Origin of the sequence: Kitasatospora sp. NPDC059747 (assembly GCF_042732955.1) — a bacterium.
Taxonomy (GTDB): Bacteria; Actinomycetota; Actinomycetes; order Streptomycetales; family Streptomycetaceae; genus Kitasatospora.
Genome location: NZ_JBHWGV010000031.1, coordinates 63,430 through 84,327 on the forward strand (window position 1 = coordinate 63,430; position 20,898 = coordinate 84,327).

Here is a 20,898-nt window from a genome sequence, read left to right on the forward strand (position 1 = left end):
GGCCCGACGGGAGTCTCCCGTCGGGCCCTTCCGCACGTCCGGGCGGCTCAGCCCTCCAGGAAGGCCTTGATCGCGCCGGCCAGCAGGTACGGGTCGTCCGCGCCGCACAGCTCGCGCGCCGAGTGCATGGACAGCGCCGCGATGCCGCAGTCGACCGTCCTGATGCCGAGGCGGGCCGCAGTGATCGGGCCGATCGTCGTGCCGCAGGGCATGGCGTTGTTGGAGACGAAGGACTGCCACGGCACGCCGGCCCGCTCGCAGGCCGCCGCGAACACGGCCCGGCCGACGCCGTCGGTCGCGTAGCGGTTGTTGACGTTGACCTTGAGGATCGGGCCGCCGTTCGGCATCGGGTGGTGGCCCGGCTCGTGCCGCTCGGTGTAGTTCGGGTGGATCGCGTGGCCCATGTCCGAGGAGAGGCAGACGGTGCCGGCCAGCGCCCGGGCGCGGTCCTCCGGGGAGCCGCCGCGCGCGTAGACGGTGCGGTCCAGGACGTTGCCGAGCAGCGGGCTCTGCGCGCCGGTGTCCGACTCGCTGCCGGTCTCCTCGTGGTCGAAGGCGGCCAGCACCGGGATGTACGGCAGGTCGGCGGCGCCCTCGGCGGTGGCGACGGCGGCGAGCGCCGCGGTGGCCGCGTGCACGGACAGCAGGTTGTCCAGGCGCGGGCCGGCCAGCAGCTCGCGGTCGCGGCCGAGGTAGGAGGCGGGCTGCACGTCGTGCGTCATGAGGTCCCAGCCGACCACGTCGGCCGGCTCCAGGCCGGCCCGCTGGGCGACGTAGGAGATCAGGCCGCCCTCGTCGACCGGGCCGAGGCCCCAGATCGGGGTGAGGTGGCGCTGCTTGTCGAGCTTCATGCCGTCGTTGACCTGGCGGTCCAGGTGGATCGCCAGCTGCGGCACGCGCAGCAGCGGCTCGTCCAGCTGCACCAGGCGCCAGCTGCCGTCCTTCAGGGCCAGCCGGCCGGACAGGCCGAGGTCCCGGTCGAGCCAGGTGTTCAGCGGGACGCCGCCGTAGATCTCCACCGCGACCTGCCGCCAGCCGGCCGAGCCGGTGTCCGGCACCGGCTTGACCCGCAGGTTCGGCGAGTCGGTGTGCGTCCCGACCACGCGGAAGGGCGTCTCGGGCCCGGCGCCCTCGGGCAGGTACCAGGCGATGAGCGCGCCGCCGCGGATGACGTAGCGCCCACCGGCCGCGGCGTCCCACGCGTCCGTCTCGGCGACCTGCCGGAAGCCCGCCTTCTCCAGCCGCTCGGCGGCGCTCGCGACCGCGTGGTACGGGGAAGGCGAGGTTCCGAGGAACGCGATCAGATCATCGGTGTGCGTCCGGTCGAAGAACGCCTGTCGGGCGGCGGGCGACATACTGCTCCTGAGTCGATGGAGGGTCGGAGCCGAATGGGGGTCGGCTTCGCACCCTGAGCATATGCCCGTACACGGACAGGGCACTCGCAACGTCGCAACGGATGCGAAACACAGACACAACCGTGAAGTACCGTCGCCCCCAGCACCTTTCACCCAGTGAACGCCCCTGGTCGCAGACGGTCATCCGCCCGCCGGGGGCCGCGGGCGCCGGCGGTGGCGCGACGGACCGGCCGGGCGGCCGATTCCGGACCGCGGCGGCGTCCGGTCGACGATACTTCGGTGCAGTGAAGTCACCGTGGGGAGGGGCGCGTTGACCACAACGACGATGACCGCCGGGGGCGCCGACGACGAGGTCGCCGATCCGCCGGCCGGGCCGTCCCGGGGTGCCCGGCGCAGGCGGGTGCTGGTGGGGGTGGCGGTGGCGGCGGCGCTGGTGGCGGTCGGCGGGCTGGGGGCCGCGGCGTTCGTGAAGTCGCCGGCCGAACGCGCGGCCCGGACGGCGCCGCCGCCGGAGAGCCTGCTCACCGCGCCCGTGGTGAGCCAGGTGCTGACGAGGTCGGTGACGGCGCGGGCGGTGGTGTACCCGCCGGCGCAGTACGACGTGGTGCCGTCGGCCGCCTCGCCGGAGATCACCCGGCTGTTCGTGTCGAAGCTCGGGGTCAGGACCGGGGACACCGCGGCGGCGGGTCGGCTGCTCGCGGAGGTGTCCGGGCAGCCGCTGTTCGCGCTGCCGGGGCCGGTGCCCGCGTACCGGGACGTCAAGCCGGGCGCCACCGGCCCGGACGTCGCCGAACTCCAGGACGCGCTGTCGGGGTTGGGGCACCCGATCGGCGACGACGACAAGGGGACGTTCGGCCCGGGGACGGCGGCGGCGGTGACGGCGTTCTACCGCGGGCTCGGCTACCCGGTGCCGACCACCGGCGCCACCACCCAGCAGGCGGTGGACACGGCGCAGAAGGCGGTGGACGCCGACCGCCGGACGGTGGACGGCCTCACCGCGCGGAAACGGGCCGGCGCCACCCAGGCACCCGCCCCCGCCCCGGCCGCCACAACCGCCACACCGCCGGCACCCCCGGCACCGGGCCCCGGCACCGACATCGACATCGACCAGCAACTGGCCGCCGCCAGGAAGCAGTTGGCCGCCGACCAGGTCGCACTGGAGAAGGCCAGGGCGGTGAACGGCCCGATGGTGCCCGCCGCCCACGTGCTGTTCCTGCCCGTGCTCCCGGCCGCCGTCACCGCCGTCAACGGGTCGGTGGGCTCGCCCGCCGCCGGCACGCTGCTGTCGCTGACCAGCGGCGACCTGGACGTCACCGGCCAGCTGACACCGGGCCAGGCGGCGGGCGTCAAGCCGGGCATGGCCGCGGAGATCCTCGCCGAGGACACCGGCACCACCGTGTCCGGCACGGTCACCGAGGTCGGCGCCCCGACGACCACGCCCCCGGCCGGCAGGGTGATCACCCTCGGCGGCGGAGCGGCGGCACCCGGCGGCGCACCCCCGGGCGGGCCGGGCGCGGCCGGCGACGCGACGGGCGGCGCCGCCGGGGCACCACCCAACAACGCGGCCGGCACGCCGAGTTACGTCCCCGTCACGATCACCCCGAGCGGCCCGCTCCCACCCGCCCTGAACGGGAAGAACGTCCGCCTCACGATCCGCCGGGACGCGGCGAGCGCCCCCGTCACCGCCGTCCCGGTGGCCGCCGTCTCGACCGACGCCGCCGGACGGACGTCCGTCACCAGGGTCGACGCGGCCGGCAGCCGGACCACCGTCCCCGTGAACACTGGCGTCTCCGCCGACGGCATGGTGGCCGTGACCCCGGCGGACGGCGCCGGACTGCGCCCCGGCGACCGGGTGGTGGTCGGGAAGTGACCCCCGGGCCCCCGGTCATCGCCCTCTCCGGCGTGGGCCGCACCCACCCCGGCCACCCGCCGGTGGTCGCCCTGCGCCCCTGCGACCTGACCGTCCGCCGCGGCGAGTACCTCGCCGTCACCGGCCCGTCCGGCTCCGGCAAGTCCACGCTGCTGCACCTGCTCGGCCTGCTCGACACCCCCACCACCGGCCGCTACGAGCTGGACGGCATCGACACCGGCGGCCTGCGCGACCGGGACCGCTCGACGCTGCGCGGGCGCCGGATCGGCTTCGTCTTCCAGTCCTTCCACCTGCTGGCGCACCGCACCGCGGCGGAGAACGTCGCCCTCGCCCAGGTCTACAACCGCACCCCGCCGCGGGCCCGCCGCGCCGCCGCCCTGGAGGCGCTGCGCCTGGTCGGGCTCGGCCACCGCACGGAGGCGCTGCCCGGCACGATGTCCGGCGGCGAGCGCCAGCGGGTGGCGATCGCCCGCGCCCTGGTGAACCGGCCGAGCCTGCTGCTGTGCGACGAGCCGACCGGGAACCTGGACTCGGCCGGCGCGGAGACCGTCCTGGAGCGGTTCGACGCCCTGCACGCCCAGGGCTACACGCTGGTGGTGATCACCCACGACCCGGCCGTCGCCGCGCGGGCCGACCGCCGGGTGGCCATCCGCGACGGCGTGCTGGCCGAGGCCGGGGCGGCGGCCCCGTGAGGCGCCGCCCCGCACTGCCCGGGCCGCCCTCCCGGCTGAGCCCGCGCGACCTCCTCGCCGAGGCGCTCGCCGGTGTCCTGCAGCGCCCCGCCCGCTCGGCGCTGACGATGCTGGGCACCGTGCTGGGCATCGGCGCGTTCGTCGCCGTGCTCGGCCTCACCGCGACGGCCGCCGGCCAGATCGGCGCCCGGTTCAGCCTGACCGCGGCGACCACCGTCACGGTGACCGGCCACCCGCGCACCGACGGCGCCGCCCCCGGCACCAACCCGCCGAGCGACTTCCCCGCGGACACCGACCGGCGCCTCGCCGCGATCGACGGCGTCCGGGCCGGCGGCGTCTGGTGGCCGCTCCCCGGCGCCCCGGCGGTCTCCGCCCGGGCGGACGGCCCGGACGAGGGCGCCGGCCTGTCCGTGTTCGCGGCCACGCCGGGCGCCGTCGCCGCGATGGAGCCGACGCTGACGGCCGGCGTCACCATGGACCCGTTCGTCCAGCGGACGGCGCAGCCGGTGGTGCTGCTGAGCGAGGCCGCGGCGCGGCGCCTCGGGGTGAGCCGGCTGGACGCCCGGCCCGCGGTGTTCATCGACGCCGTCCCGTACACGGTGATCGGCGTCTACGCGGACGTCCGGCGGCAGCCGGGCGCCCTGCTCGGCCTGGTGATCCCCGCCAGTACGGCGCTGGAGCGCTACGGCGACCCGGCCCCGCAGCCGGACCGCGGCGTCCAGGCCCTGGTGGCGACCAGGGTCGGCGCGGCGCCGGTGGTGGCCGCGCAGATCCCGGTCGCCCTGCGGCCGGACGCCCCGCAGGCGTTCACCGTCGTGCCGCCGCCGGACCCGCACGGCCTGCGGGACGGCGTGACCTCCGACCTGACCGGCCTGTTCCTGGGCCTGGCCGGCATCTGCCTGCTGGTCGGCGCGGTCGGCATCGCCAACACGACGCTGGTGGCCGTGCTGGAGCGGACGGAGGAGATCGGGCTGCGCCGCTCGCTGGGCGCCCGCACCGGCCACGTCGCGGCCCAGTTCCTCACCGAGTCGACCGCGCTGGGCACGCTGGGCGGCCTGGTCGGCACGAGCCTCGGCGTGGTGACGGTGGTCGGGGTCGCCGCCGCCCGCGGCTGGACCGCCGTGCTCCAGCCCGCCGCCACCCTGCCGGCCCCGCTGATCGGCACGCTGGTGGGTCTCCTGGCCGGCCTGTACCCGGCGCTCCGGGCGGCCCGCACGGACCCGCTGAAGGCCCTGCGGAGCGGGTGAGCGGGGAATGGCGAAGGGCCCGACCGAGTGGGTCGGGCCCTTCGCCATGAGGGTTTCGCCAGGTGGTTCAGGTAGCGCGAGGGCCTAGAAGGCCTCCTCCGCCAGGTCCATGATCTCGTTGTCGATGCCCTCGGCGATCAGGCGCTGCGGGGCGACGGTCGGCAGGACGTTCTTGGCGAAGAAGCGGGCCGCCGCGACCTTGCCCTGGTAGAACGGGACGTCCTTCTCCGAGGCGCCGGCCTCCAGCTTGGCCAGGGCCACCGCGGCCTGGCGCAGCAGCAGCCAGCCGACCACGACGTCGCCGGAGACCATCAGCAGGCGGGTGGTGTTGAGGCCCACCTTGTACATGTTCTTGACGTCCTGCTCGACCGAGGAGAGGTCGGCCAGCAGCTTGCCGACGATGCCCTCCAGGTCGCCGGCGGCCTTGGCGAGCAGCTCGCGCTCGGCGGCCAGGGCGTCGCCGCCCTCGGCCGAGGCGAGGAACTTCTGGATCTGCTCGGACAGCGCGGTGAGGGCCTGGCCGCCGTCCTTGACGATCTTGCGGAAGAAGAAGTCCTGGCCCTGGATCGCCGTGGTGCCCTCGTAGAGGGTGTCGATCTTGGCGTCGCGGATGTACTGCTCGATCGGGTACTCCTGCAGGTAGCCGGAGCCACCGAAGGTCTGCAGGGACTGGGCGAGCTGCTCGTAGGACTTCTCCGAGCCGTAGCCCTTGACGATCGGCAGGAGCAGGTCGTTCAGGCGCTCGGCGGCCTCGTCGTGCTCACCGCGCAGCTTGGCGGCCATCATGTCGTCCTGGGTGGACGCGGTGAACAGGACCAGCGCGCGCATGCCCTCGGCGTAGGCCTTCTGGGTCAGCAGCGAGCGGCGCACGTCCGGGTGGTGGGTGATGGTGACGCGCGGGGCGGTCTTGTCCAGGAACTGCGAGATGTCGGCGCCCTGCACGCGCTCCTTGGCGTACTCCAGGGCGTTCAGGTAGCCGGTGGAGAGGGTGGCGATGGCCTTCGTGCCGACCATCATGCGGGCGAACTCGATGATCTTGAACATCTGGCGGATGCCGTCGACCTTCTCGCCGAGCAGCCAGCCCTTGGCGGGGTGCTTGGCACCGAAGGTCATCTCGCAGGTGTTCGAGGCCTTGAGACCCATCTTGTGCTCGACGTTGGTGGCGTAGACGCCGTTGCGCTCGCCGAGCTCGCCGGTCTCCCAGTCGAAGTCGAACTTCGGGACGATGAACAGACCGAGGCCCTTGGTGCCCGGCTTACCGCCCTCGGGGCGGGCCAGCACCATGTGGATGATGTTCTCGGACATGTCGTGCTCGCCCGAGGTGATGAAGCGCTTGACGCCCTCGATGTGCCAGGAGCCGTCCTCCTGCCGGATCGCCTTCGTGCGGCCGGCGCCCACGTCGGAGCCCGCGTCGGGCTCGGTGAGGACCATGGTGGAGCCCCACAGGCGGTCGGTCATCCGCTTGGCGACCTCCAGCTGCTCCTCGGTGCCCTCCTCGGCGATGACGCCGGCGAAGGCCGGGCCGGAGGAGTACATCCAGATGGCCGGGTTCGAGCCCAGGATCTGCTCGGCGAAGGCCCAGATCAGCGAGTTCGGGGTGACCTGGCCGCCGATGGACTCCGGGATGCCCAGGCGCCACCACTCGGCGTCCATGAAGGTCTGGTAGCTCTTCTTGAACGTGGCCGGGACCGGGGCGGTGTTGGTCTCCGGGTCGAAGACCGGCGGGTTGCGGTCGGCATCGACGAAGGACGCGGCGAGGTCGTTCTCGGCCAGGCGCGCGATCTCGCTCAGGATGTTCTTCGCGGTCTCGACGTCCATGTCGGCGAACGGTCCGGTGCCGTACACCTGGTCGCGGCCGAACACCTCGAAGAGGTTGAACTCCACGTCCCGCAGGTTGGACTTGTAGTGACCCATGGCCGTTTTCTCCGGTTCGTCGCTTCCGGGTGACCGCCGCGTTCGGGCGTCCCGTACCCACCAGTAGGCATCATGATGCTACCCAGCGGTAACTTGGGCAAGCCCCCGGCGGTGAATCCGCTATGAACGTGGTCACGTCCCACAAGGCGGGACGACGACTCCTTGTCAGGATCGACGCCAGCACGGGCGGGTGCGCTCCCGCTAGCCTGTCCGTGTGTACGGATATGACCAGAACGCATACCCGGGCGACCCCTACCAGCAGCAGGCGGGTCCGCAGCCGGGCATGAACGGCATGCCCGGCGCCGACGCCTACGGCGCGCAGTCCCAGGCGTCCCAGCAGTCGCTCTACCCGGAACCGTCCCCGCCGTCCCTCGCGGACGCCGTCCGGGCCTTCACCACCGGGTCGATGGCCGTCGAGGACTTCCAGGCCATCTTCATCACCTCCAAGGTGCACTGCCCGCGCGGTGAGCGCCCCGGCTTCCTGGCGCTGCACAACACGCCCACGCCGGTGATCCCGATGTTCAGCTCGCTGAAGGAGCTGCGCCGCTACGCCGGCAAGGACTCCAAGCACTTCACCGTGACCGGCGCCGAGGTCCTGGACCTCCTGCCGACCGGCTACGGCTTCGCACTGGACATGGAGGGCGAGCACCGGATGGTCTTCGACGCGAAGGCCGTGGAGCAGATGGTGGACTTCACCATGCGCCGCATGTACGGCTGAGACGGCCTGGAGCGGGACGTCCGAAGCAGGAGCCGAACTCCACCACACCCACATAGTTCAACTTTCAACTTGCTACTTGTTGAGAATTGAACTACTCTCGTGGACGTAGGCCAGAGGAACCCCCCGAAGGAGGCCGACATGCCCGCCGTGACCGTCGAGAACCCGCTGACCCTCCCGCGCGTCGCCACCCCCGACCCCGCCGCCACCAGTGCACGGCCCGTCCTCACCGTGGTCACCGCGCCCGAGGGCTTCGAGGGCGAGGGCTTCCCGGTGCGCCGCGCCTTCGCCAAGATCAACACCAAGTACCTCGACCCGTTCATCATGATGGACCAGATGGGCGAGGTGGAGTACGCCGCCGGCGAGCCCAAGGGCACGCCCTGGCACCCGCACCGCGGCTTCGAGACCGTCACCTACCTGATCGACGGCGAGTTCATCCACAAGGACTCGCACGGCGGCGGCGGCCACCTCGGCGGCGGCGACACCCAGTGGATGACGGCCGGCTCCGGCATCCTGCACATCGAGACCCCGCCGGAGTCGCTGGTGCTGTCCGGCGGCCTGTTCCACGGCATCCAGCTGTGGGTCAACCTCCCGGCGTCCGACAAGATGACCGCCCCGCGCTACCAGGACATCCACGGCGGCCACGTCAAGCTGCTCTCCACCCCGGACGGCGGCTCGATCCTGCGGCTGATCGCGGGCGAACTGGGCGGGTACCAGGGGCCGGGCGTCACCCACACCCCGATCACCCTGCTGCACGCCACCGTCACCCCGGGCGCTCAGGTCACCCTGCCGTGGAAGCAGGACTTCAACGCGCTGGCGTACGTCCTGAACGGCGACGGCACGATCGGCGCCGAGCGCCGGCCGATCCGCAGCGGACAGGCCGCGGTGTTCGGCGAGGGCGACACGATCACCATCGCCGCCGACGCCAAGCAGGACTCCCGGCACCCCAACCTGGACGTCATCCTTCTGGGCGGGCAGCCGATCCGGGAGCCGGTCGCCTGGTACGGGCCGTTCGTCATGAACAGCCACCGCGAGCTGGAGCAGGCCATGCGGGACTTCCAGTCCGGCAGCTTCGGCCACCCGGTCGACTGACCGGACCCGCGGACCCGGACGCCTCGGTCGCCTACAGCAGCGCGTAGACGGCCGAGGCGTCGTCCTGCGCCTTGCCGCGCGGCCACCGCTCGCACGCGGCGTCCGCCCGCTCGACCTCGCGGACCTGGGCGATCAGCTCCCCCGGTCCCGACTCGGCGAGCAGCCGCAGGGCGTCCGCCCAGCTGCCCAGGCCGAAGCGCTCGGTGTAGCGCGAGGCGCCGTCGGTCAGCGCCGCCAGCGCCCGCAGGCGCTCCAGCCGGACGAAGCCCGTCTCGGCGTGCCCGGCCGCGCGCGGGCTGGCCGCGGCGATCCACGGGCCGTTCCCGGTGTTGCGCGCGGCGCGGACGGCGAGCGCGTACTCCATGTGCAGCGCGGCCCGCTCGGTGGAGCCGGGCACGGTCTGCCAGATCTGCCGGCGCAGGCCCTCGCCGCCGGGGAAGCGCTGGTTGTCCCCGATCACCCGCGGCGGGCCGTCCTTGAACTCCAGCACCAGCAGCGAGTCGCCGAGCACCAGGTACTCCAGCGACTCGCCGTGCCGCCGCGCGGCGACGACCATCGCGGCGGGCGTGTTCGGGTGGGCCAGGTCGCACCGGCCGCCGTGCAGCGCGGCCGTCTCGACGATGGCGTCGGCCAGGCACTCGGCGATCGAGCGGTCCACCCGGTCGGTGAGCCGGGCGAGCAGGTGCACGCCCAGCCGGCGGACGTACCAGGCCGTCCCGTGCCGGCAGCCGGACTCCAGGCCGGCCGGTGAGCTCGCACCGTCCAGCAGTACCAGCGCTTCCGGCGAAGCCGCCGCGAAGTCCTCGCTCTCGCGGCCGGGCCGCCGTGCTTCCCCTGCGAGCTGTAGCTGCATCCCGACAGTGTGGCCGCCTCCCCCGGCCCGCGCCCAGACCCTTGCGCCGGTGTGGCGCGAGCCGGGGCCCTCGGGGTGACCGGCGTCCGGTGGCAGCCGGGGCAATCCGGCCATACCGTCGGATACCGAGTGGACAATTCGGCCAATCAGGGCCGGTCGGGTTTGCGGTCCACCTTCGGGTGGCGGGCCGCACCCGGGACTGACGGTTCCGGCGGCCCCGCCCCCGACGGCTCCCGATCGACGAGGAGCGGGACATGTTCTGGCAGTTCATCGTGGTGCTGGCGGCCGGGCTCGGCTTCCCGAGCGCCGCACTGCTCTTCCTGATCGGCGGGCCGCGCTTCCCCGACGAGGAGCGCGGGCCCGAGCGGCCGCGCGGCTGACCGCCCGGCGGGGTCCGAGGCCCCGCCGGCTCAGGGCGTCCAGGCCGGGTCGCGGCCGAGCAGCGCCAGCGCGCGCTCGAACGGCCCGTGGGCGCCGTCCTGCCGGAGGCGCTCGCGGAACGCGCGGTCCGGCCCGCGGCTCTCCGGCCCGGCCGGGACCAGCTCGGACACCGACACCAGCGCCCCGGCCAGCACCGGGTCGGCGTCGACGGCCGCGGCGAGGCCGGACGGCGCGCCGAGGGCGGCCGCGACGTCCCAGCCGTGCACCAGCGTGTCGACGAGTTGGAAGCCCACCGCCAGCTCCAGCGGGAACGGGCCGCCGTCGCGGATCTCGGGCAGCCACAGCTTGCGGTCCGCCGCGGCGGCCTCGGCGAACGCCGCCTTGAGGTCCTCCGCCGTGCGCCGGAAGGCGCCCGCCGGGTCGTCGCCCACCGGGGCGTCGGCCCACAGCGCGAGGTCCGGCCCGGCGCCGCGCGCGGCGGCGGCGAAGCCCTGGTGCTGGCCGACCACGTGTTCCATCAGCCGGCGCAGGTTCCAGTCCCCGCACGGGGTCGCCAGCTCCAGGTGCTCCGGCGTGACGGTGTCGACGACCTCGGCGGCCAGTTCCACCGAGCGGGCGTACAGCGCTGTCAGTTCCATCGGATCGCACTCTCCTGGCCGGCGGCCACGCAGCCGACGGCTTGGTCGATGACGGTGGGTTCGGTGACGATCCTGCGGTGGCCCGGCCCCGGGTGAGCAGCAGGCCGGGGCGGTCGCCGTGGGCGGCCTTGAGCCGGTGGGCGTGGTCCGGGCCGACCGCGGTGTCGCCCTCATCGTGCACGACGGGGATCCGGGCGTCGATCTCTTTCGGACTCTTCCCGGACGGTGAGCGGCGTCGAGGCGCACTGCCACGGGTTCTCGACGCCGGCGAACGGCTCGAACTCCAGACGATGCGTCAAGTCCCCTTCCAGTGCGACATTGAGGCCCGGACCGGCCGACACCCCCTAGAGCGGGCGCTTCGCCAACTCCGTTTCCAGGAAGGCGGCGAAGGACAGCAGGGATTCGTCCCGCCCTGCCGCGCCGACGAGTTGGAGGCCCAGCGGCAGCCCGTCCGCCGTCCGTCCGGCGGGCAGGCTCACGGCGGGCAGGCCCAGGTGGCTCCACGGCAGCGACATCACCCCGTCCCCCGTGCCGTGCAGGCCCTTCGGCGCCCCGCCGGTGGCGGACGGCGCCAGCCAGAGGTCCACCGCGTGCTCGCGCATCGACCCGGCGACCAGCTCGCGCAGGTGCTCGCGCGCCCGCAGCGCGGCCTCGTGGTCCTCCGGCGCGACGGCCTGGCCCTGCCGGATGCTCGCGACCGTCTCCGGGCGGTAGAGGGAGCCGAAGCGGGCGAACCAGTCGGCGTGGCTGCGGGCCAGCTCGAAGCGGTTGACCGTCTGCAACTGCCGGACGATCTCCTCGAACCCGATCCCGAAGCCCAGCCGCCGCACCGTCATCCCGGCCGCCTCGAACCGCTCCACCTCCGCGTCGTACGCCCGCAGCGCCTCCGCGTCGGCCCGCTCCAGGTACCGGCGGTCCGGCACGCCGATCACCGGCGGCCTCCGGACGGCGCCCGCCCCGGCCCGCTCCCAGCCGTCGCAGAGCAGTCCGGCCGCCAGGGCCGCCCCGGCCACGTCCGCGGCGAACACGCCCAGCGTGTCGAAGGACGGCGCGTTCGGGATCACCCCCGCCATCGGGATCCGCCCGTACGTCGGCCGGAAGCCCACCACCCCGCAGTACGCGGCGGGCCGGATCACCGAGCCGACCGTCTGCGTCCCCACCGCGAGCGTCACCAGCCCGGCCGCGACCGCCGCCGCCGAACCGCTGCTCGACCCGCCCGGGGTGTGGTCCGGGTGGTGCGGATTGCGGGTCGGACCCGGCGCGGTGGCCGCGAACTCGGCCGTCGCCGTCTTGCCCGCCACGAGCGCCCCGGCCGCCCGCAGCCGGTCCACGACGACGGCCTGCGGCCCGGCGAGCACGCCCGGCGGCAGGGCGGATCCGGCGTGGGTGGGCAGGCCGTCCACGTGGATGATGTCCTTGATCCCGACCGCCACCCCGTACAGCGGCGGCCGCCCGGCCGGCCCGGGGTACCTGCGGGCCAGCGCGCGGGCCTCCTCGTGCAGCCGGTGGTGGCGCCCCGGCTCGGGGACGAAGGCGTGGATCAGCGGGTCGATGCGCTCGACGCGGGCGCACAGCCGCTCGACGTACTCGGTCAACGGCGGGTCACCGGCGCGCAGTTCGGCGGCCTCGCGGGTCAGCGACCGGGGCCGGACAAGGGGTTCCTCCATGCCGATCACGGTAGCCCGCGCGCCGGGGGCGCTACTGGTGCTCGGCGCCCAGGTACGGCGACTCGCGCAGGAAGTACGCCCCGCAGGTGTGGCAGCAGAGTTCGGGGGTCTTCCCCCAGTCCACCGCGTCCCGGACCGGCGCCCCCGCCTCCAGCTCCCGGCCGCACATCGCGACCTGCTCGGCACCCCGGACCACGTGCCACAGCCGCACCCCGTCCGACGGACCGCCGGCGCCGTACTCGGCTCGCATCTGGTGCATCATGCCCCCATCGTCCGACCCCCCGAACGGCCCGGCAACCGGGGCGGACCCGGGCCGGACCACGGGCCGCACCGAGCGTCCCTTTATATCGATCGTATTTCGACAGCCCCTGATCGAGATCAGGCCACCACCGGCCGGTATGGTTCGCGGGCGCGACCACCGCCGACGCCCCGCCGTCGCCGCCCCAAGTCGCCTGAAAACGGACAGAATTCACCCAAAGCTGGAGCATTGACCGTGCGCTCTTCCCGCCTCCTGGCCGCGTCCACCCTCGTGGCGCTCTCGCTCGGCGCCACGGTTGGCACCGCCACCGCGAGCGCCGTCGGCATCACGCCGACCCCGACCGCCACCGAGACCTCCACCTCGACGGCCACCCCGGGCACCCCGGCGCCGACCGCCCCCACGGGCGCGCCGACCACCAAGCCGACCGGCCTGCCCAACCCGACGCCGACCAACAGCGACCGCTGCAACGGCGGCGTCTACCAGAGCGGGCTCCTCAAGGTCACCGGCACCGGCCTGTACGGCACCACCCTGGTCAAGGGCGGCCCGGCCGCCGAGGTCAGCCTGACCTGGGAGAACAACAGCGGCGTCGACCTGCCGGTCGTTCACAACTCGCTCTACCTCACCGACGAGATGCAGGAGCGCCCGGTCGACTGGAGCCCGGAGTTCTTCACCGTCCAGCTGAAGACCGCCGGCGGCTGGAAGCAGCTGACCGACAAGGACCGCGTCCTGCAGATGCAGGACTTCAAGCTGGCCAAGGGCGAGAAGTTCACCGTCCAGCTGCGGATCGCCGCCAACGCCAAGGCCCCGGCCGGCAAGTACGGCGGCAACTACGAGGCCGGCTCGGACGCGTTCGACAACGACAAGGTCCCCACCCCGGCCAACACCAAGCCGAACGCCTGCACCCAGTTCCTCGCCGACTTCGAGGGCAACTTCCAGGTCGCCGAGGCGGGTGCCGCCACCGCCCCGGCCGCCACCACCCCGGCCACCCCGGCCACCGCCACCGCCGCCTCCGCGTCGCCGTCCGCCCCGGCCGCCGCGGGCCCGCACCTGGCCGAGACCGGTGCCTCGTCCACCACCCTGCCGATCGCCGTCGGCGGTGCCGCGGTGCTCGTCGCGGGCGCCGGCACCCTGTTCTTCCTGCGCCGTCGCAAGGCCGGCACGAACAGCTGACCAAGTCACCGGGGGGCGGGGACAACCGTTCCCGCCCCCCGGTGGTCTTCCCAGCCGGAGTAGCGACACCCGACCCCACCGCTGGAGCCCCGACCATGCGTTCCCCCCGGTTGCCCGCCGCCTGCGCCCTGCTCGTGCTCACCACCGGCACGGTCGCCGCCGGCGCCGCCCCGGCCCTCGCCGACCCGGCCCCCACGACCTCGGCGGGCCCGACCGCCCCGGCCACCGGGGAACCGACCGCGCCCGCCACCGCTCCGGCGGCGACGCCCACCGCGACCGGCACGCCCACCGCCGCCGCGACCCCGACGGCCACCGGCTCGCCGCGGCCCTACAACTGCCCCGAGGGCCCGATGGCCGCCCCGATGCCGGCCACCGCCGCCGGCCCGGCCGGCGGCGCCGTGGTGACCGGCGGAGCACCCGGCGAGCTCTCGGTGACCTTCGACAACACCAGCAGCGCCACGGTCCGTGAGCTGGCCACGACCTTCACGCTGGCCGGCAAGGACGGCGCGGCCACCGGGCTCGACGTCAAGCTGCGCGCGCCCGGCGGCGACTGGAAGCCGCTCACGGGGACGAACACCGGCACCTACGGGATCGAGCACGGCCAGAAGCTGACCCTCCAGGTGCGGGTGACGGCCGGAGCGGGCGCGGCGCCCGGGGACTACCGCTTCGCGTTCGCGGCCAGGTCCGAGGTGCTGCCGATCGGTTCGGCCCCGGCGAAGAAGTACACCTGCCCCCAGCTGACCGCGAGCACCGGCGGCACCTTCGCGGTGACCGACCACGCCCCGGCCGGCGCCTCCGGCACGACCGCCCCGGCCGCCGCACCGAGCCCCGCCCGCACCGCCGACCGGCTCGCCGACACCGGCGGCGGCACCGGCTCCACCCCCATCGCGGTCACCGGCGCCGCCACCATCGCGCTGGGCGCCGCCCTCCTGCTGCTCACCCGCCGCCGCACCACCGCGGTCGAAGAGGACTGATCCGGGGGGCGACTACGACGCCGCCTGGAGCAGCGCGCCGTCCTGCCACTTGAGGATCTTGTCGAAGCTCACGATCGCCCCCCGCAGGGGGTGGTTGCGGAGCTGGACGTGGTCGGTGAGCGCGTGGATGAGGAAGAGGCCCCGGCCGGATTCGGCGGTGAGGTCGGGAAGGGTGTCGAGGTCCACCGGGCGCAGCGTCGGGGGCTGGGGGCGACAGGGCAGGACGTGGGTGTCGTAGGGGCGGCCGTCGCGGCGCGGGCGGTGCCCGGTCAGCACCCGGGCGGGGACGGTCGCGCGCCCGCGGCGGGAGCGGCGCGGGGCTGGGTGGGCCTGCGCCTGGGGCGGGGCCGGCGGGCGGCGCCGGGGCAGCGGCGAGGGGGCCGCGGTCGGCGCGGGCAGGCCCGGGCCGGAGTCGGTGACCTCGATCCGCAGGCGGTCGCCGCAGATCGACGCGGTGACCTGGAAGCCCTCGTCGGGCCGCCCGCCGGCGCCGTGCTCGACGGCGTTGGCGCAGGCCTCGCTGAGCGCGACGCCGAGGTCGTCGGCGATCTGCGGGTCGACGCCCGCCGTCGCCATGGCACCGAGCAGGATGCGCCGGGCCAGCGGGACGCTGGCCGGGTCGCGCTTGAGGTGCAGAGTCCACCAGATGTCCACGGGAGGTCCCTCCTGGCTGCGGCTCCACATACAACTAGGTATCTCCGGCCGTTCCGCCGGTGAACCGTGACGGAGGTCCGCGACCGCCCGTTCGGCGGATGGACTGGCGCGGTGGTCTGTGCCGAGCGGCGCACACGCGAGCGCACGCGCCTCGGCCGGACGGGGGATTCGTAGGCATTTCCCACCCTGCCCCCGGTGGCGTGGTAGGCGATGAGATGATGGCCCGGCCATGACTGCCCTCGCCGCCGCCCCGCACCCGGGCGCCCCCGCACCGGACGCGCCGGTGGGGGCCGCCGCCTGGGACCTGCGGCTTGCCAGGGCCGTTCCGTTCGCCCTCGTCTGCACCCTGATCGCGGCCGCCGGGCACGCCCTGACGGGCGGCGGCGACGTCGCCCCGCCCGCCCTCGCGACGGGCTTCGCGGCGGTGCTGGTGCTCGCGGTGGCGTTCGGCGGGCGGGAGCGTTCGCTGGCGGCCATCGCCGGTGCGCTGGGCGCGGGCCAGCTGGGTCTGCACTGCCTCTTCCACGGCTTCGGCGCCCTCGTCGGCGACTCCGGCGCCGCGTCGATGGCCGGGATGCACCACGGCGCTTCCGGCCCGCTGACCCTGCCGCAGGTGGCCGGCCGGCTGATCTGCAACGAGGCGCACCCGGGCACGCTGACCGGGCTGCCTGGCGGTCCGACGGCCGAGCAGCTGGTGTCGTCGGCCGGGCTGGACCCGGCCGCGTTCCCGGCCGTGCCGTGGTGGCAGGGCGGCGTGTTCGGCATGACGCCGGCGATGCTGGCGGGCCACCTGGCCGCGGCCCTGGTGGCCGGCTGGTGGCTGCGGCGCGGCGAGGCGGCGCTGTGGCGGCTGGTGCGGGTGGCCGCGACGGCCGCGCGCGAGCACTGGGCGGCGCCCCTGCGGTCGGCGTTCGCGCTGGTCGCGGCGCTGCTGCGGGGTCTGTTCGGGGCGGCGGGCCCGGCCCGCCGGTTCGGTGTCCGGGGCGGGGAGCACCCGCTGCCCGGGGGTGCCGTGCTGCGGCACAGCGTGGTGCGGCGCGGGCCGCCGGCCGGGGTGTTCGCGTACTGACCAGCCCCCCTGGTGCCCCGTTCCTGCCGGGCACCGGGCGTGCGCAGGTCGCCGGGCCGCACCCGCGTTCACGTCGCGGCGGTCCGTGCGCCGTTCCACCCCCACACGTCCCCACGCGCGGACCCCGACCGGGCCTGATCCCGGCGGGCCGGTCCGCCGAGCTCCGAACGGAGACCCCGAACCCATGCGTTCCCTTCCCACCCGCCGCATCGCCGCCGCCCTCGCCGTCGCCGCCACTTCCGTCGTGGTGCTGGCCGGACCGGCCTTCGCGCACGTCACCGTGAACCCGGGCTCGGCCGCCCAGGGCGGTTACACGGCCGTCGACTTCCGGGTGCCGAACGAGAGCGACTCGGCGAGCACCGTGAAGCTCGAGGTCAACCTCCCGCTGGACCACCCGCTCGCCTCGGTCCGGACGCTGCCGATGCCGGGCTGGACCGCGACCGTCGAGAAGGCCAAGCTCGACAAGCCGATCAAGGTGCACGGCGCCGACGTCAACGAGGCCGTCTCCAGGATCACCTGGACCGCCGACGCCGGCACCAAGATCGCCCCCGGGCAGTTCCAGGAGTTCCGCGTCTCGCTCGGCCCGCTGCCGTCCGACGCCGACAGCATGGCCTTCAAGGCCCTGCAGACCTACGACAACGGCGACGTCGTCCGCTGGATCGACGAGTCCCAGGCCGGCCAGCCCGAGCCGGCCCACCCCGCGCCCGTCCTGAAGCTCACCAAGGCCGCCGGCGACGACGGCCACGGCGTCTCCGCCACCGCCTCCCCGGCCGCGGGCGGCCACGGGCACGGCGACAGCGCCGACCAGGCCCAGGCCTCGGACGGCGACAAGAAGAGCAGCGACTCCACCGCCCGGGTGCTCGGCGTCGTCGGCATCGTCGTCGGCGTGATCGGCACCGCCGTCGGCGTGATCGGCCTGCGCCGCAAGAGCGGCACCGCCTCCTGACCCCCGCCGGCGGACCACCGCGCACGATCGGAACCCGCATGCCCCGCACCACCCGCACCACCCGCCTGGCCGGCGCGGCCGCCGTCGCCCTGGCCGCCGCCCTCACGCTGACCGCCTGCGGGTCCTCCGGCGGCGGCTCGACCGCCGCCAAGGTGACGCAGCAGAAGGACGCGACGCCGTACGAGGGCACCAAGCTCGCCAAGAACTTCGAGAAGCCGGACCTGACGCTGACCGACACCTCCGGCCAGCCCTTCGACCTGCGCCAGCGCACCAGCGGCAAGAGCCTGCTGCTGTTCTTCGGCTACACCAGCTGCCCGGACGTCTGCCCGACCACCATGGGCGACATCGGCGTCGCCATGAAGGGCCTCTCCCCCGAGGAGCGGCAGAAGATCGACGTCGTGTTCGTCTCCACCGACCCGCAGCGCGACACTCCCAAGGTGCTGCGCACCTGGCTCGACTCGATGGGCAGCGACTTCATAGGCCTCACCGGCGACCTGGAGAAGGTCAAGACCGCCGCCAGGTCGCTCGGCATCATGATCGAGGACCCGGTGGTCAACGCCGACGGCACCGTGACCTCCACCCACGGCGCGCAGGTGCTGGCCTTCCTCCCCTCGGACGACAAGGCGCACGTGCTGTACATGAGCGGCACCGAGGTGAGGACCTACCAGCACGACCTGCCGCTGCTCGCCAAGGGGGTCGCGGCATGACGATGCTCGGCTTCCGCCGGACCGCGCTCACCGGCGCGGTGCTGGCGACGGCCCTGGGCGGCGGCGCCTTCCTGGCCGCCTGCGGGGCGGGCGGCCAGGACGGTGCCGCCGGCGGGGCGGCCAGGCTGAGCGTCGCCGACTCCTACATCCCGCTGCCCCCGGCGGGCGGGATGGCGGCCGGCTACCTGACCGTGCGCAACGACGGCGGCGAGGACCAGCTGGTCAAGGTGACCAGCCCGGGCGCCGGATCGGTGACCATGCACCAGTCGACGGCGTCGACCATGGAGCAGGTCGACCGCCTGGACGTGCCCGCGCACGGGGCGCTGCAGTTCACCCGGGGCGGCACCCATCTCATGATCATGGGTTGGCAGAAGGCCCCGGCCCTCGGGGACGAACTGGAGCTCGACCTGACCTTCGCCAAGTCCGGCACCATCTCCGTCAAGGTGCCGGTCAAGGAGCTCACCTACCGTCCCGGCCAGAGTTAGGGTCCGCCAGCATGGAGAAGGCCTCGCACCGCCGGATCGCAGCCCCGCGCACCGCCCCCCGCCGCATCGCCGGCCTGCTCGGCCTGCTCGGCGCGCTGTTCGCGCTGATGCTCGCCGGCGCCGTCCCGGCCTCCGCGCACGCCACCCTGGAGTCCACCGACCCGCACCAGAACTCGGTGCTCGCCACCGCCCCGCAGGCGGTCACCCTGACCTTCAGCGAGGGCGTGTCGCTCTCCGGCGACTCGGTCCGGGTGCTCGACCCGGCCGGCAAGGCGGTCGACACCGGCAACCCGGGGCACGCAGACGGCAGGACCGACACGGCCAGGGTCGGGCTCAACCCCGGCCTCGCCAACGGCACGTACACGGTGGCCTGGCGGGCCGTCTCGGAGGACTCCCACCCCGTCGGCGGCGCGTTCACCTTCTCCATCGGCGCGCCCTCGGACACCTCGGTGTCCGCCACCGCGCTCCAGGGCGCCAAGGCGGACGGCGTGGTCGCCGCGCTGTACGGCACCGGGCGCACCGTCGCGTACGTCGCGTTCGCACTGCTCGCCGGCGCCGCCGCGTTCACCCTGATCTGCTGGCCCGCCGGGGTGGCCCGGCGCTCGGTGCAGCGGCTGCTGATGACCGGCTGGGTGGCGCTGCTGGTGTCCACCGTCGCGGTGCTGATGCTGCGCGGGCCCTACGAGCGCGGCTCGGGGATCGGGCAGGCCCTCGACCTGTCGCTGGTGCGCACCACGCTGGACGAGCGGATCGGCACCGCGCTGGCCGCCCGGCTGCTGCTGCTCGCGGCGAGCGGGGTGTTCCTGTCGCTGCTGGTCGGCCAGTTGGGGCAGCCGGGGCCGGAGGGCGAGGACGAGCACGGCGACGGAGGCGACGACTCGAGCGCCGGGGCCCCCGGGGCCGCCGAGAACGCCGAGGCCGCCGAACTGCGCGAGCTGGAGCGGCGCGCCGCCCGGCGCCCGCAGCGCGAGGCCCGGATCGGGCTCGGCGTCGGCGGGCTGGTGCTGGCGGTCGCCCTCGCGGCGACCTGGGTCGGCGCGGACCACGCCTCGGTGGGCATCCAGGTCTGGCTGGCGCTGCCGCTCGGCCTGCTGCACCTGATCGCGATGGCGTTCTGGCTGGGCGGCCTCGCCTCGCTGCTGGTCGCGCTGCGCGAGGGCGTCGGCGCGGAGGTCGTCGACCGCTTCTCCAAGATCGCGTTCGGCTCGGTCGCGGTGCTCGTCGTCACCGGCGTCTACCAGTCCTGGCGCGGCCTCGGCAGCTGGGGCGCACTGACCGGCACCGAGTACGGGCGGCTGCTGCTGGTGAAGACCGGCTGCGTGGTCGCGATGCTCGGCGTCGCCTGGATCTCCCGCTCCTGGCTGGCCCGGCTGCGCTCGGCCCCGGCCGAGGCCGCCGAGGTCGAACCGGCCGAACTGCCGGAGCCGGTGGCCGTCGCGGCGCACTCCGAGGACCCGGTCCGCCGGGCCCAGCTGGAGCGCCAGCGGGCCGCCGTGGCGAGCGCCGGCCGGGCGCGCGGCCTGACCCCGACCCGGGCCGGGCTGCGCCGCTCGGTGCTGGTCGAGGCGGCGGTCGCGGTGGCCGTGCTGGTGGTCACCACGATGCTGACCAACTCCCCGCCCGGACGGGTCGCGGGCGAGGTCGGGGCCGGGGGCGCCGCGGCGCCGGCGGCCGGCGGGGCCGCTCCCGCGCAGACCCAGCCGGGCCGCACCGTGGAGCTCAAGCTCCCGTACGACACCAAGGGCCGCACCCCGAACGCCAAGGGCACCGCGACGGTGACCGTCAACCCGGCGGGGACCGGCTCCAACGAGGTGAAGCTCGCGCTGGACGGCGCCGACGGCAAGCCGGTGGACGTCCCCGAGGTGCAGCTCGCCTTCACCCTGCCGGACCGCGACCTCGGCCCGCTGCCCGTGCCGCTGACCCCCGAGGGCACCGGCCGCTGGAGCGGCACCGCGCAGCTGCCGCTGGCCGGGGAGTGGGTGGTGTCGGTGCAGATCCGCTCCTCCGACATCGACCAGACCACCCCGACGAAGTCCCTGAAGATCGGCTGAGCATGACCGACAGCACCACCGGCAGCACCACCGGCAGCACCACCGGCAGCGCCACCGCACGGACCGGCTTCACCCGGCGCGCCCTGCTCGGCACCGCCGGCGCGGGGCTGGTCGTCGGCGCCGGCGCCGGGGTCGCCGGGGCGGTGGCCCTGGAGCGCC

20 protein-coding genes are annotated in these 20,898 nt (G+C 74.7%); 13 read left to right on the plus strand and 7 right to left on the minus strand.

Annotated features, from left to right (window positions below; genetic code table 11):
• Positions 1-47: 47 nt before the first annotated feature.
• A complete protein-coding gene (locus tag ACFV4G_RS16370) occupies positions 48-1,355 on the minus strand; it encodes a M18 family aminopeptidase (RefSeq protein ID WP_380440717.1) in 1,308 nt (435 codons plus the stop codon).
• 310 nt (positions 1,356-1,665) lie between these two features.
• Here ACFV4G_RS16370 and ACFV4G_RS16375 point away from each other — a divergent pair, with 310 nt between their 5' ends.
• From ACFV4G_RS16375 to ACFV4G_RS16385, 3 genes are read left to right on the plus strand one after another with little or no spacing between them, the layout of a single operon-like run.
• Positions 1,666-3,225, plus strand: a complete 1,560-nt coding sequence (locus ACFV4G_RS16375) for a peptidoglycan-binding protein (protein WP_380440719.1) — start codon at positions 1,666-1,668, stop codon at positions 3,223-3,225.
• Positions 3,222-3,917, plus strand: a complete 696-nt coding sequence (locus ACFV4G_RS16380; protein WP_380440721.1) for an ABC transporter ATP-binding protein — start codon at positions 3,222-3,224, stop codon at positions 3,915-3,917. The genes ACFV4G_RS16375 and ACFV4G_RS16380 overlap by 4 nt, the downstream gene beginning before the upstream one ends.
• Positions 3,914-5,164: an ABC transporter permease gene (locus tag ACFV4G_RS16385; RefSeq protein WP_380440723.1), complete on the plus strand. Its 1,251-nt coding sequence runs from the start codon at positions 3,914-3,916 to the stop codon at positions 5,162-5,164. The genes ACFV4G_RS16380 and ACFV4G_RS16385 overlap by 4 nt, the downstream gene beginning before the upstream one ends.
• An 84-nt stretch (positions 5,165-5,248) precedes the next feature.
• Here the strand turns inward: ACFV4G_RS16385 and ACFV4G_RS16390 are convergent, their stop codons facing one another.
• A complete protein-coding gene (locus tag ACFV4G_RS16390) occupies positions 5,249-7,078 on the minus strand; it encodes an acyl-CoA dehydrogenase (RefSeq protein WP_380440725.1) in 1,830 nt (609 codons plus the stop codon).
• 214 nt (positions 7,079-7,292) lie between these two features.
• Here ACFV4G_RS16390 and ACFV4G_RS16395 point away from each other — a divergent pair, with 214 nt between their 5' ends.
• Complete coding sequence (locus ACFV4G_RS16395) at positions 7,293-7,796, plus strand: SseB family protein (RefSeq protein ID WP_380440727.1); 504 nt, start codon at positions 7,293-7,295, stop codon at positions 7,794-7,796.
• 138 nt (positions 7,797-7,934) lie between these two features.
• Positions 7,935-8,885, plus strand: coding sequence for a pirin family protein (locus ACFV4G_RS16400; RefSeq protein ID WP_380440729.1), 951 nt, complete (start codon positions 7,935-7,937; stop codon positions 8,883-8,885).
• Between the two features lie 31 nt (positions 8,886-8,916).
• Here the strand turns inward: ACFV4G_RS16400 and ACFV4G_RS16405 are convergent, their stop codons facing one another.
• Complete coding sequence (locus tag ACFV4G_RS16405; RefSeq protein ID WP_380440731.1) at positions 8,917-9,738, minus strand: integrase; 822 nt, start codon at positions 9,736-9,738, stop codon at positions 8,917-8,919.
• A gap of 254 nt (positions 9,739-9,992) precedes the next feature.
• On the opposite strand from ACFV4G_RS16405, the gene ACFV4G_RS16410 reads away from it, so the two are divergent.
• Positions 9,993-10,118 carry a hypothetical protein gene (locus tag ACFV4G_RS16410; RefSeq protein ID WP_380440733.1) on the plus strand — a complete coding sequence of 42 codons (126 nt, stop codon included), beginning with the start codon at positions 9,993-9,995 and terminating at the stop codon, positions 10,116-10,118.
• A 30-nt stretch (positions 10,119-10,148) separates the two neighbouring features.
• Here the strand turns inward: ACFV4G_RS16410 and ACFV4G_RS16415 are convergent, their stop codons facing one another.
• The 3 genes from ACFV4G_RS16415 to ACFV4G_RS16425 form a co-directional block, all read right to left on the minus strand.
• Positions 10,149-10,757 carry a TIGR03086 family metal-binding protein gene (locus ACFV4G_RS16415; protein WP_380440735.1) on the minus strand — a complete coding sequence of 203 codons (609 nt, stop codon included), beginning with the start codon at positions 10,755-10,757 and terminating at the stop codon, positions 10,149-10,151.
• A gap of 344 nt (positions 10,758-11,101) precedes the next feature.
• Positions 11,102-12,424 (minus strand): amidase, encoded by a 1,323-nt coding sequence (locus ACFV4G_RS16420; RefSeq protein WP_380440737.1) that lies wholly within the window; start codon positions 12,422-12,424, stop codon positions 11,102-11,104.
• Positions 12,425-12,455: 31 nt separating this feature from the next.
• Positions 12,456-12,686 carry a hypothetical protein gene (locus ACFV4G_RS16425; protein WP_380440739.1) on the minus strand — a complete coding sequence of 77 codons (231 nt, stop codon included), beginning with the start codon at positions 12,684-12,686 and terminating at the stop codon, positions 12,456-12,458.
• A gap of 231 nt (positions 12,687-12,917) precedes the next feature.
• Between ACFV4G_RS16425 and ACFV4G_RS16430 the strand changes: the two genes are divergently transcribed.
• Together ACFV4G_RS16430 and ACFV4G_RS16435 are read left to right on the plus strand one after the other, a co-directional pair.
• Positions 12,918-13,853 (plus strand): LAETG motif-containing sortase-dependent surface protein, encoded by a 936-nt coding sequence (locus tag ACFV4G_RS16430; RefSeq protein ID WP_380440741.1) that lies wholly within the window; start codon positions 12,918-12,920, stop codon positions 13,851-13,853.
• Between the two features lie 95 nt (positions 13,854-13,948).
• On the plus strand, positions 13,949-14,827 hold the full coding sequence (locus ACFV4G_RS16435; protein ID WP_380440743.1) for an NEW3 domain-containing protein: 879 nt from the start codon (positions 13,949-13,951) through the stop codon (positions 14,825-14,827).
• Positions 14,828-14,839: 12 nt separating this feature from the next.
• Here ACFV4G_RS16435 and ACFV4G_RS16440 read toward each other — a convergent pair whose 3' ends face one another.
• On the minus strand, positions 14,840-15,481 hold the full coding sequence (locus ACFV4G_RS16440) for an ATP-binding protein (protein ID WP_380440745.1): 642 nt from the start codon (positions 15,479-15,481) through the stop codon (positions 14,840-14,842).
• 229 nt (positions 15,482-15,710) lie between these two features.
• Here ACFV4G_RS16440 and ACFV4G_RS16445 point away from each other — a divergent pair, with 229 nt between their 5' ends.
• The 5 genes from ACFV4G_RS16445 to ACFV4G_RS16465 all read left to right on the plus strand — a co-directional run bounded on the left by ACFV4G_RS16445 (position 15,711) and on the right by ACFV4G_RS16465 (position 20,739).
• Positions 15,711-16,550, plus strand: coding sequence for a hypothetical protein (locus ACFV4G_RS16445; RefSeq protein WP_380440747.1), 840 nt, complete (start codon positions 15,711-15,713; stop codon positions 16,548-16,550).
• A 184-nt stretch (positions 16,551-16,734) separates the two neighbouring features.
• Complete coding sequence (locus ACFV4G_RS16450; RefSeq protein ID WP_380440748.1) at positions 16,735-17,496, plus strand: YcnI family protein; 762 nt, start codon at positions 16,735-16,737, stop codon at positions 17,494-17,496.
• Between the two features lie 38 nt (positions 17,497-17,534).
• Positions 17,535-18,203: an SCO family protein gene (locus tag ACFV4G_RS16455; RefSeq protein WP_380440750.1), complete on the plus strand. Its 669-nt coding sequence runs from the start codon at positions 17,535-17,537 to the stop codon at positions 18,201-18,203.
• Complete coding sequence (locus ACFV4G_RS16460; protein ID WP_380440752.1) at positions 18,200-18,688, plus strand: copper chaperone PCu(A)C; 489 nt, start codon at positions 18,200-18,202, stop codon at positions 18,686-18,688. Before ACFV4G_RS16455 ends, ACFV4G_RS16460 begins: the two co-directional genes overlap by 4 nt.
• Before the next feature lie 11 nt (positions 18,689-18,699).
• On the plus strand, positions 18,700-20,739 hold the full coding sequence (locus ACFV4G_RS16465) for a FixH family protein (RefSeq protein ID WP_380440753.1): 2,040 nt from the start codon (positions 18,700-18,702) through the stop codon (positions 20,737-20,739).
• Positions 20,740-20,898 lie beyond the last annotated feature (159 nt).

Excerpts from the sequence above, each read along its gene's own strand:
- ACFV4G_RS16370 (WP_380440717.1), bottom strand. The coding sequence starts at position 1,355 with ATGTCGCCCGCCGCCCGACAGGCGTTCTTCGACCGGACGCACACCGAT.
- ACFV4G_RS16390 (WP_380440725.1), bottom strand. The coding sequence starts at position 7,078 with ATGGGTCACTACAAGTCCAACCTGCGGGACGTGGAGTTCAACCTCTTC.
- ACFV4G_RS16400 (WP_380440729.1), top strand. The coding sequence starts at position 7,935 with ATGCCCGCCGTGACCGTCGAGAACCCGCTGACCCTCCCGCGCGTCGCC.
- ACFV4G_RS16405 (WP_380440731.1), bottom strand. The coding sequence starts at position 9,738 with ATGCAGCTACAGCTCGCAGGGGAAGCACGGCGGCCCGGCCGCGAGAGC.
- ACFV4G_RS16410 (WP_380440733.1), top strand. The coding sequence starts at position 9,993 with ATGTTCTGGCAGTTCATCGTGGTGCTGGCGGCCGGGCTCGGCTTCCCG.
- ACFV4G_RS16415 (WP_380440735.1), bottom strand. The coding sequence starts at position 10,757 with ATGGAACTGACAGCGCTGTACGCCCGCTCGGTGGAACTGGCCGCCGAG.
- ACFV4G_RS16420 (WP_380440737.1), bottom strand. The coding sequence starts at position 12,424 with ATGGAGGAACCCCTTGTCCGGCCCCGGTCGCTGACCCGCGAGGCCGCC.
- ACFV4G_RS16425 (WP_380440739.1), bottom strand. The coding sequence starts at position 12,686 with ATGATGCACCAGATGCGAGCCGAGTACGGCGCCGGCGGTCCGTCGGAC.
- ACFV4G_RS16435 (WP_380440743.1), top strand. The coding sequence starts at position 13,949 with ATGCGTTCCCCCCGGTTGCCCGCCGCCTGCGCCCTGCTCGTGCTCACC.
- ACFV4G_RS16445 (WP_380440747.1), top strand. The coding sequence starts at position 15,711 with ATGACTGCCCTCGCCGCCGCCCCGCACCCGGGCGCCCCCGCACCGGAC.
- ACFV4G_RS16450 (WP_380440748.1), top strand. The coding sequence starts at position 16,735 with ATGCGTTCCCTTCCCACCCGCCGCATCGCCGCCGCCCTCGCCGTCGCC.
- ACFV4G_RS16455 (WP_380440750.1), top strand. The coding sequence starts at position 17,535 with ATGCCCCGCACCACCCGCACCACCCGCCTGGCCGGCGCGGCCGCCGTC.
- ACFV4G_RS16460 (WP_380440752.1), top strand. The coding sequence starts at position 18,200 with ATGACGATGCTCGGCTTCCGCCGGACCGCGCTCACCGGCGCGGTGCTG.
- ACFV4G_RS16465 (WP_380440753.1), top strand. The coding sequence starts at position 18,700 with ATGGAGAAGGCCTCGCACCGCCGGATCGCAGCCCCGCGCACCGCCCCC.